Origin of the sequence: Enterococcus sp. DIV1298c, assembly GCF_017316315.1 — a bacterium.
Taxonomy (GTDB): domain Bacteria; phylum Bacillota; class Bacilli; order Lactobacillales; family Enterococcaceae; genus Enterococcus_B; species Enterococcus_B mangumiae.
In genome coordinates this window covers 43,013-52,960 of record NZ_JAFLWG010000049.1, presented here as the reverse complement: position 1 = coordinate 52,960, position 9,948 = coordinate 43,013, and the positions used below count along the sequence as shown (strand labels likewise).

At 38.0% G+C, this 9,948-nt stretch carries 7 protein-coding genes and 1 rRNA gene; all 8 read left to right on the top strand.

Features of this window, described 5'->3' with window-relative positions; translation table 11 throughout:
- Window positions 1-139 precede the first annotated feature (139 nt).
- Window positions 140-255: ribosomal RNA gene (gene rrf, locus JZO83_RS11720) — 5S ribosomal RNA — on the top strand.
- 206 nt (window positions 256-461) lie between these two features.
- Window positions 462-1,676 (top strand): metallophosphoesterase, encoded by a 1,215-nt coding sequence (locus tag JZO83_RS11715; protein ID WP_207115849.1) that lies wholly within the window; start codon window positions 462-464, stop codon window positions 1,674-1,676.
- Window positions 1,673-4,396 carry an AAA family ATPase gene (locus JZO83_RS11710; RefSeq protein WP_207115848.1) on the top strand — a complete coding sequence of 908 codons (2,724 nt, stop codon included), beginning with the start codon at window positions 1,673-1,675 and terminating at the stop codon, window positions 4,394-4,396. Before JZO83_RS11715 ends, JZO83_RS11710 begins: the two co-directional genes overlap by 4 nt.
- Complete coding sequence (locus tag JZO83_RS11705; RefSeq protein WP_207115847.1) at window positions 4,380-5,318, top strand: HD domain-containing protein; 939 nt, start codon at window positions 4,380-4,382, stop codon at window positions 5,316-5,318. The genes JZO83_RS11710 and JZO83_RS11705 overlap by 17 nt, the downstream gene beginning before the upstream one ends.
- Window positions 5,319-6,005: 687 nt before the next feature.
- Window positions 6,006-6,332 carry a cell surface protein gene (locus tag JZO83_RS11700; RefSeq protein ID WP_207115846.1) on the top strand — a complete coding sequence of 109 codons (327 nt, stop codon included), beginning with the start codon at window positions 6,006-6,008 and terminating at the stop codon, window positions 6,330-6,332.
- A gap of 1 nt (window position 6,333) precedes the next feature.
- Window positions 6,334-7,059, top strand: a complete 726-nt coding sequence (locus JZO83_RS11695) for a WxL domain-containing protein (RefSeq protein ID WP_207115845.1) — start codon at window positions 6,334-6,336, stop codon at window positions 7,057-7,059.
- 23 nt (window positions 7,060-7,082) lie between these two features.
- Complete coding sequence (locus JZO83_RS11690) at window positions 7,083-7,862, top strand: WxL domain-containing protein (RefSeq protein ID WP_207115844.1); 780 nt, start codon at window positions 7,083-7,085, stop codon at window positions 7,860-7,862.
- Window positions 7,863-7,880: 18 nt separating this feature from the next.
- A complete protein-coding gene (locus JZO83_RS11685; protein WP_207115843.1) occupies window positions 7,881-9,926 on the top strand; it encodes a MucBP domain-containing protein in 2,046 nt (681 codons plus the stop codon).
- Window positions 9,927-9,948: the final 22 nt, after the last annotated feature.

The following is a 9,948-nucleotide window of genomic DNA, read 5'->3' as shown; positions in this document are numbered from 1 at the left end:
CAGTGATGTATGGAGCGGACTGATACTAATCGATCGAGGACTTAACCAAAATAAAATGAAAAACTCGGAGAGTTTCTTACTGATACTTCAAATCCAGTTTTGAGTGAACAAGATTTACTCAGAAATAGATAACACCAAGTGTGGTGGCGATGGCGAGAAGGATACACCTGTAACCATGCCGAACACAGAAGTTAAGCTTCTTAGCGCCGATTGTAGTGAGGGGTTGCCCCTTGTGAGAGTAGGACGCCGCCGCGCAAATGAAAAACAGTTGAACGAAAGTTCAGCTGTTTTTTTTGTACGTATGCGAACAAATTTTCGGTTTTTTGCTGAAAAAAAGTAATGGAAATGTTATGATAAACCGTGGATAAACAAAAAATGCCAACAGATGTCGATCTGTTTTAGTAAAGTAATATAGTCAAATCTGTATTTTATTAATTTATACATTGGGAGGAAGTAACAGAATGGTCAAATTTATTCATGCGGCAGATTTGCACATGGATCGTTCGTTTGAAGGATTAGTTGGAATCGATGAAAAAGTTCAAAAAAAATTACTACGGGCCAATTTGACCGTACTTGAAAACATTGTGGAACAAGCAATCCAACATCAAGTTGATTTTGTATTACTTGTAGGAGATAGCTTTCATCAACATCGTCCTTCATTAAAGATCCAAAAGCATTTTTCAGAACAAATCAAGCGCTTAGCAGAACAGAATATTCCGGTTTTTTTAACATTCGGGAATCATGATTTTTACCAAAAAGAGCGGTATTGGTTTGAATTTCCTGAAAATCTTTCTTTATTTACCTCAGAAAGTGTCGAGACACAACAAATGACGACAAATGCTGGTGAAACTGTGGCACTTAGCGGCTTCAGTTATACAAAACAGTGGATCACTGAGGAAAAAGTCCAAGAATTTCCAGCACGTTTTTCTGTTGATTACCATATTGGACTCTATCATGGTGAAATTGGAACTATTCAAGGAAATTACGCACCATTTCAACCTACACAAATGGAAGCAAAAGGCTATGATTATTGGGCGCTAGGGCATATCCACGTGCCCACTAAATTGAATGAAAAAGGAACGATTCTATATCCTGGTGCTCCACAGGGACATACTAAAAAAGAAGAATCGTCTACTTCAGTCGTTCTAGTTGAACTTCATGGAGCGACTTGTCAAACGACTCCTTTAAAGGTTGCGGAAGTTTATTGGGAACGCAAGCAACTTTCTCTCAAAGAAGTGAGAGAAACGACGGATGTATTGAAGAAAATCCAACAAGAATTGATTGAACCAAGTACTATGACGCTTGTTGAAATTGAATTTATTGATTTTGAACATTTAAGCCAAGAGATATTGGAACGTATTCACTCTGGAGAATTATTAGATTATTTGAAAGAAGAAATGAAACGAAAATTTTTGAATTTGGTTATTTGGCGTATATCTACTTTAGAAAGAGAAAATGATGCAAAAATTTCTTTATCCGCATCGTCGCTGATGTTTGACCAATTATTTGAAAATTACCAAGCGAGAGAAGACTTTCAGCATATACTCCAAGAAGCCTATACAAATCAAGAGGCAGTGAAAGTGTTGAATCTACTACCGGATTTTCAAGAATCTACGTTACAAAAGGCTCAAGAAATCATTCGCCAAGACTTTTTGTTCGAGGGGGATACTGAATGAACATATTAAAGATCGAAATAGCAGCTTTTGGAAAATGGCGACAACAAACTTTTGATTTTAGCTCTGGCAATCAGTTGATTTATGGAGAGAATGAAGCGGGAAAATCGACGATCTACCAATTTATCCAAGCAATTCTTTTTGGCTTTCCTTCTAAAGGAAAGAAAAAGAAAGACTATACGCCTAGAGATGGCTCTGCATATGGTGGGAAAATATGGTTGGAACATCCTATCCATGGAGAAATCTATGTTGAAAGGTATAAGCAACAGAATCGAGGGAAAGCGAAGGTCACGTTCAATGGTCAAAGTGGGAGCGATGAACTCTTGGAAAAACTACTATCACCTTTGACAAAGGAGTTGTTCCAACAGGTTTTTACGTTTCAACAAGAGCAACTGAGTGAACTCGCCCACTTAACAGAAAAAGAATTGCATGATGCACTGATCTCATTAGGAATCACTGGAAGTTCACATGTCTTTCAAAAAAGACAAGAATATTATCAATCAGCAGATAAGCTGTTTAAGCGAAAAGGGCAAAAATTAGTGATCAATCAGCGTCTGAATGAATGGAAATACCTCCAAGAAAAGATTCGACAGAAGCAAGAGCAAGAGGCGATCTATAGTGAATGGATCATGGAAGAGCAACGGCTGGCAGAACAACAACAGCTCTTATTGCATGAGATCGAACAAGTTGATCAAAAACTTACCTTATATCATCAACAAGAATTGAATTTTTCTTTATATGAAGAATGGCAATCACTGAAAAATAGTATGCTGGCAGAAGTACCAGATGAATCATTGATACAAGACTTAGAAGTATTTACCAAGCGTTATCAACAAATGAATGAACGTCTGGAGGAACTCGAGGCTTCCTTAGAACGACATAGTGGAATGGATCAGCAATCTGCACGCTATTATTTCTACTTAGAGCAAGAACAAGAACTAAAAGCACTCCAACAAAAGCAATTTTCCACTGAGCAATTAATGAGTGAATGGCAAAGACTGCAAGTAGAAACGAGAGAAACCGAGTCTGAATTGAAAGTCTTAGAACAGCGTTGGCGTTGGGATCGATTGCAACGACCACAAGAATTTCTTGAAGATGAAGAGTGGCGATCTTTGTATACGATGTCGCAACAATTAAACGATCAATACAATCAGTTAGCGATTCGTTTTGATATTGTGAAGGAACAGCAGCAAACGCTAGAAGCAGAGATCAATGACTTAGAAGTTGCCCACCCGCTGTTGATTCAAGCAAGACCAATTCAAGAAAAACCAGAAAAGCAGTCTTTTTTGAAATTTTATCTTGGTGCTGTAGTGCTAGCTGTAGTTGGCTTATTCTTACCTATGCCATGGAAAATCTTAGGGCCGTTGCTTGCTTTAGGAGTGGTTGGCTATACATTGACTCGTAAAAACGCGAAGACAACGACTGATCAAGGATTACCAGAAATCAAAGGGAAATGGCAAGAGAAACTAGGACAACTGGATATCGTATTGGCACAATTAGAAGAAATCAATCAAACGATCAATGAGAACAAACGTAAGCGACAAAACTTGGCACAAGCAGTTGCTGATTTTGCGTATACTCATTCATTAGGGTCGATGAATACGGTTGAAACGATGAAAAATGATGGCCAAGAAGTAACAGATTACCAAAAACTTTTTGCTGTTTTTCAAAAGAAACAAGAACGGGAACGAGAAATCCAAGAACAGCTCTTACAGATAGAAGGGGCATTTGACCTAGCAAAAGAGTGGTTACCACTCCAACATCAATCACTTTCTGAAAAAATGGATCTGTTAGCAACGTTTATCCAAGAAATGGAACAAATGAAGTATGCTAGAAGCTATCAACAAAATACTTTATTGAAACAAGAAATCAACGCCCTGAAAAAGAAACAAAAAATGTGGTTGGAAGAACACAAGGAGCAGTTTATTGCGGCGAACCTTTCTTATCCGTCAGAAGTACCGATCTTTTTACAAAAAGCGGAAAAAACGAAACAACAACAAGCCCGTTTTGAAGAACTGAATCAGATCCTTTCACCAATATTTAAACACACGATAACTTACGGACAGTTACAAACTCAGCTTGCTCGTGAATCCGAACGTTTACAAGAACTAAAACGAGAAGAAAGTACGAAGAGTGAACAACGCCAACGATTGCAGCTGCAAATCGAGGGTCTACAACAAGATGGAACATTAGATGAGTTGTACCAGCAAGAGAGTTTGCAAAAAGCGCAACTACAAGCCTTGTTTGAGGAGTGGGGAGGCTTGGTGATTGCGGGGACATTTTTAGGTGATCTTTCAACGGAATTAAGTGAGAGACAGCTACCTCAGTTACTTAAATTAGCTGGTGATTATCTCAGTGTCCTTACTGACAGACAATACCAAGAAATAAGCTTGAAAAATGATACATTGACGCTAATGAATGGTACGGATGAGTTTCCGATCTATGAACTCTCAACAGGAACAAAGGACCAGATGATCATGGCGATGCGGTTTGCTTATCTTGCTTTGGAAGCCAAACGAGCGATTTGTCCAGTGATCATTGATGATGGTTGGCTACACTACGATCATAAGAGAAAATATCGTTTAGCTAAATTATTAGCTGAATTTAGTAAAACCTATCAAGTAATCTGCTTGTCTTCTGACCAAGAAATGGTAAGCTATTATCATGAGCTAGAACAATCTGTGAGAAAGTTAGAAGGTGCAAATAGTGAAAAAAATACGTGAATTAGTCGTTGATGAACAATTCGAGCAATTTGTTTTGATCAAAAATGCAGATGTCAGAATCGCTAAAAATGGCAAGAAATTTATCGCTTTTACGTTTCAAGATACATCAGGAACGATCGATGGTAAATATTGGGATGCGTCAGAAGATGAAATCAAAAAATTTACGCCGGGAACAGTCGTCTTTTTAAATGGTAAACGAGAGGTCTATCAAGGGAATCCTCAAGTAAAGATCTTGCACATGCGTTTAACGAGAGTCGATGAACCAAGTGATCCAAGTTTGTACATGGAACGAGCGCCATTGAAAAAAGAAGAAATGGAAGAAGAAATCAATCAATTGTTATTTGAAATCACAAATGCACATTGGAATCGTATCGTGCGTTACTTATTAAACAAATATCAAAAACAATTTTTTGAATATCCCGCAGCGAAACGAAACCATCACGCCTTTGCTAGTGGCTTAGCATTCCATACCGTATCAATGTTGCATTTAGGTAAAGCAATCGCAGATGAATATCCTGAGTTGAATCGACCGTTACTTTATGCAGGGATCATCCTACACGATTTAGGGAAAGTGATTGAATTATCTGGTTCAATGGCAACAGAATACACGTTAGCCGGTAATTTAGTAGGGCATTTAGTTTTAGTGGATGAAGAAATCACGAAGGCTTGTTTAGCATTGAAAATCAGCGAAGATGAAGAGGATGTACTGATTTTGCGTCATATGGTGCTATCACATCATGGGTTACTTGAATATGGTTCACCCGTTCGTCCTAGGATCATGGAAGCTGAAGTTTTACATCAAATCGACACGATCGATGCTTCGATGCAAATGATGACTACTGCGATTCGTCAAACAGAGCCAGGAAAGTATACGGATCGGATATTTGGCTTAGATAATCGTAGTTTTTATGTACCGAAATAGAAATACAAAGACGGATTCAATGAGTGACGATTGCAAAAAGTTTCTAAAAAAACAATTAGTTGTTTATTTCAATAGTTTAGAGATGTTGGCGTACTATGCCAACATCTTTTTTTTGATCTCTATCAAAGAGAGTAATCCAGTTTAGAATAAATTCGTTCGATAAGATGGATGAACATTCAATCTATAGAGAGAGAAAATGATGAAACAATATAGTAGTTTCGTTATGCGAAAAAAAATACAAATAAAAAAGCTGTATATTAAGTCAATCGGAAATAGAAAAGAGTTATCTATAAAGTTAGAAAATGATTTGAATTATTAGGGTTAAGTTCACTATTTAAAGAATGATATGACTTTGGATTTGAATTATTTTTATTCTTAATGATGAATAAAAATAAATCGAATCCAAAAAAAATTCAGTTGTTGAGAAAAAATATAAATTTAAAAGTGAGAATATATCTGGAAGTATAAGCTATAAAACTGTTAATATTCAACATATGGCTTGATTTAGGCAAATTATTAAATAACAAAAATTATTAAACAGTGTATTAACCTCTGATTTAGTAATGAATATACCCCTTTAATCTCTTTTTTTGAATTATATCAAAATAAAAAAAAATTAAAATCTGAAAAATTTTATTATAATTTAACTCGATAACGATTAATCAAAGTAAAAGAAGGGAGAGTCAGATGAAAAAAAGTTTATCCGTTATCGTAGTATTGTTTCTATTTGTAGTGACTGCTGTAAGAACGGATGCAGTAGAAAATAAAAGTGAGTCGATTGGGGAGACAAGTTTTTATGGAAGCTATGAGTATGAAAAGGAAGATCAACCTACCGCAAGCGGCATTGGGTTATACCATTCAAAGTATTTGAATGATGGACGAGTAGCTGGCATGGTCGTTTTACCGAGGACAGGGGACTATCTTCCCCCGATATACGAGCAAATCGGTTTTATTCTGCTTAGTGGGCTGTCAATTTTGATTATTAACGAAAAAAAGAAAAAGGGGTATAAATAAAATGAAAAAACAAATTTCTATGTTATCAACTATTGTTTTATTAGGAATCGTCGCTGGGAGCCTTCAGGTTTCTGCGAATGATGTTTTTCCGAAAGAATACAACACAGAGGGAACAATCACTTTTGAAGCAGGCGACAACGAAGTCACACCGCCGGTGGATCCAGAAAATCCGGATCCAGAAAAACCAGTAGATCCAGTAGATCCTCCAGGACCAGGAACAGGTGGCGCCTTGTCGATCGATTATGGTTCAAAATTCAAATTTGGAACGCAAAAGATTTCTTCAGCTACGCAAACTTACTATGCAGCTCCAGATGAGATGCAAGATGGTTCTAAGAAACCAACGTATGTTCAAGTAACAGATAAGCGTGGTACCTTAGCAGGTTGGAAACTAAGTATTGCTCAACCAGAACAGTTTAAAACAAGTGCAGGTGTTGAGCTTGTGGGTGCAGAGTTGAGCTTTACTAAGGGACAAGCAGCATCTATTGTAGATTCTCAGTATACGCCAACAACAGTCAATAATAAATTGACCTTGACTCCAGGTCTGAGCGGGACGTTGGCAATCAATGCAGCTGCAGGAACAGGTGTTGGAACTTGGGTTTATCGATTTGGTGCAGATGAAGCAGACAATAAGGACGCTGTTCAATTAACAATCCCAGGGAAATCAGTTAAATTGGCGCAACAATATACAACTAAATTGGTTTGGTCATTAGAAAATACACCAAATTGATTTTTTTAAAGGGACAAACCATTATGAGAAGAGTTTTATTGTATGTCTCAATTTTAACTTTACTAGGAAGTTCAGTTTTATCGATCGAAGGATTTGCCGAAGAGAAGACACAGCACGAATCAAACAGTTTAGTCGAGTTTATTCCAAACTTAGAGCCGACATATCCTGTAAATCCAGAGAATCCAGATCCAGAAAAACCAGTAAGGCCAGTTGATCCAACTAAACCAGATGGGCCAGATCCAGGAACGAGTGGTCCTTTATCAATTGATTATGCTTCAAGTTTGAAGTTTGGCAATAATCGTATCTCAAACAAAGATCAAGTGTATTTTGCTAGAGCACAAGCGTATCAAGATAACCAAGGAAATACAGCGAACTTTGTCCAAATTTCAGATAATCGTGGAACGAATAGCGGTTGGACCTTAAAAGTGAAGCAAAGCGAACAGCTGACTGCAACAAGCAAAACATTGAACAATGTTTTGGCGGGGGCTCAAATCATGTTAGCAAACCCAACTGTGAACAGTAATGCAGTGAGTATGCTCAAGCCTGAAGCGATGGAGAAAGTCATTTTAGTACCAGGTGAAGAGTCCGTGCTTGTCGCAGCAAAAACAGGTTCCGGAGCAGGGACGTGGTCGACTTATTGGGGGAAAGTTGTCGAAATAAAAGAGCGAGACGAACACGGGCAAATCCAAACGGTCAGTGTCACAAAGGATATCCAATTGGCCGTACCTGGATATACTCCGAAAGATGCAGTGACGTACCAAACGAGTCTCATTTGGACATTAACAGATGTTCCGGAAATTTAAAAAGTAGGGGGGAAAAAGATGTTACGAGGAAAATTATTCACACTTGTTTTAAGCACGCTATTAACGGCGACGATTTCTTCTTCTTTTCTAACTGAGGATCAGAAACTTAAGGATCCCTCCTCTATGAGTGAAACTTTGGAAGAACATGAGCAGACTGTCACAAGTGAAGAGTTATTCGAAATAACCAAAGAACAAGAGACAAGTGATTACCCAGTAGAGACGGAATCAAGTGATTCTGAAGAGAAGGAAAGTAATCAAGAAGAAAATTTGCTTGAAAGAGATCCAGAATTTGTCCGTTCAAGCATAACCCCCTACTCAATAACCTTACCAAATGATCCGAAAATCATTCCGATCGATGAGGTATTCCAATCTCCAATCGGGGCAAGTACAAGCTTGTTAGAAGATGGTAAATTACTGCAATTGAATCCAGCAAGAACTTCACAAATCGGGGCAATTTGGTCTAAGGATAAAGTGAGCTTACTCTCAGATTTCACCTTTAAAAGTTACTTGTATTTGGGTAATAATCTTGAGAACGCTGGAGATGGGATGACCTTTACTTTGACTAATGATCCAAGAATGAATACGGCACCTCAGCAGGTGATTGGATCACCTGGAATGGGTATCGGAGCCTATGCAACAGCTGCCAATCGTCCATTTATTAGAAATGCGCTATCGATTGAATTTGATACGTACAAGAATACCGGAACTTCGAATCGAATGGATCGAGAAATCAGCGCAGATACAGGATTTGGTCACGTAGCATTTGTTACGCCAAAATCAAATAACAATCATTATACGGGGGAACACTCTGGAGTGACTGTCGCTCCTACATTTTTATCGAATGGGACTTGGCGCATGTTAACGGTCCAATGGAATGCGGCAGAGAGAAGATTATCGTATGATCTAAGTGGCGTAGGAAGTAACTCTCATGTGGTTTCAAATCTAAATACACAATTTGGAGGAAATGAAGTTTATTGGGGATTCACTTCTTCTACAGGGACATTCGTACAAGAAAATGCGTTGGCAATGACGCAGTTACCGACGAGTGTCTCATCAGAAGCACATGTCAAAGTAAATGACGGTGAATATGGTTTGACAGGAGAAGCAGTAAAAAACGATCAAATTTTTATTAGGAAAACACTTAATGTAGAAGGTACTTTTATCGATCAAAGAAATCCTAAAGCGAGTATTGAGCTTCCAGCCGAACTAGGACCTAATCCTCGTTCGATCACCCTTGACGGAAAGCCAATAAGTGATTCAGAATTTACGGTTACAGGAAATCGGCTTACCGTGGATTTAGCAAAACATCTTATTTCAAAACAACCATTATTGCTAGAGGTAGAAACCGTATTGGATGATGGTACACCAGAAAAAGTAATAACGACCAATTTTGAATATTTAGAAGAATCGGTTCTTATTAAAAAATCAAATGAAGTAAGTATTACTATAGCGCAACCAAAAGAAAAGACGATCCAAGTCTACTACAAAGATATCGATACACAACAAGATGTTGCACCACCGAAAACGATTATAGGAGTAATTGGAGATTCGTATAAAGAAGAGCCTTTAGTCATCGGAGGATATGTTTTTGTATCTGATTCAGGAAATACCGAAGATGTATTTTCTGAAACTACTGATGATATCTATTTTTATTACCGAATCGGTCGCCTGTTTCTATCTGAAGCACCCACTCGTTTTGATTTTGGTAGCCATAAAATAGCGGCAACAACATTGACTATTTTTGGACAACCGACCGGACAGTTGAAAATCATGGATGAGCGGGATTCGAGTAGCTGGCGTTTACAATTAAAACAACATACACCGTTAACAAATAACGGGTTCGAGATACCAGGTGTTCTGTCTTTTATGACGGCAAACGGTTCCATGGAAATCGGTGAATCGAGCATAGTCATTAGCGATAGTACTCAAAAAGGCGAAATAAACTTGTCACATTTACTAGATCCGCAAACTAAAAATGGGATCAAAGCAACAGTCCCTGTCGAATTTCAAAGAGTCGGAACATTTGTAGGCACGTTATCTTGGACGCTTGAAGACGTACCATAACTAAATGAATGGAAGAATGGAG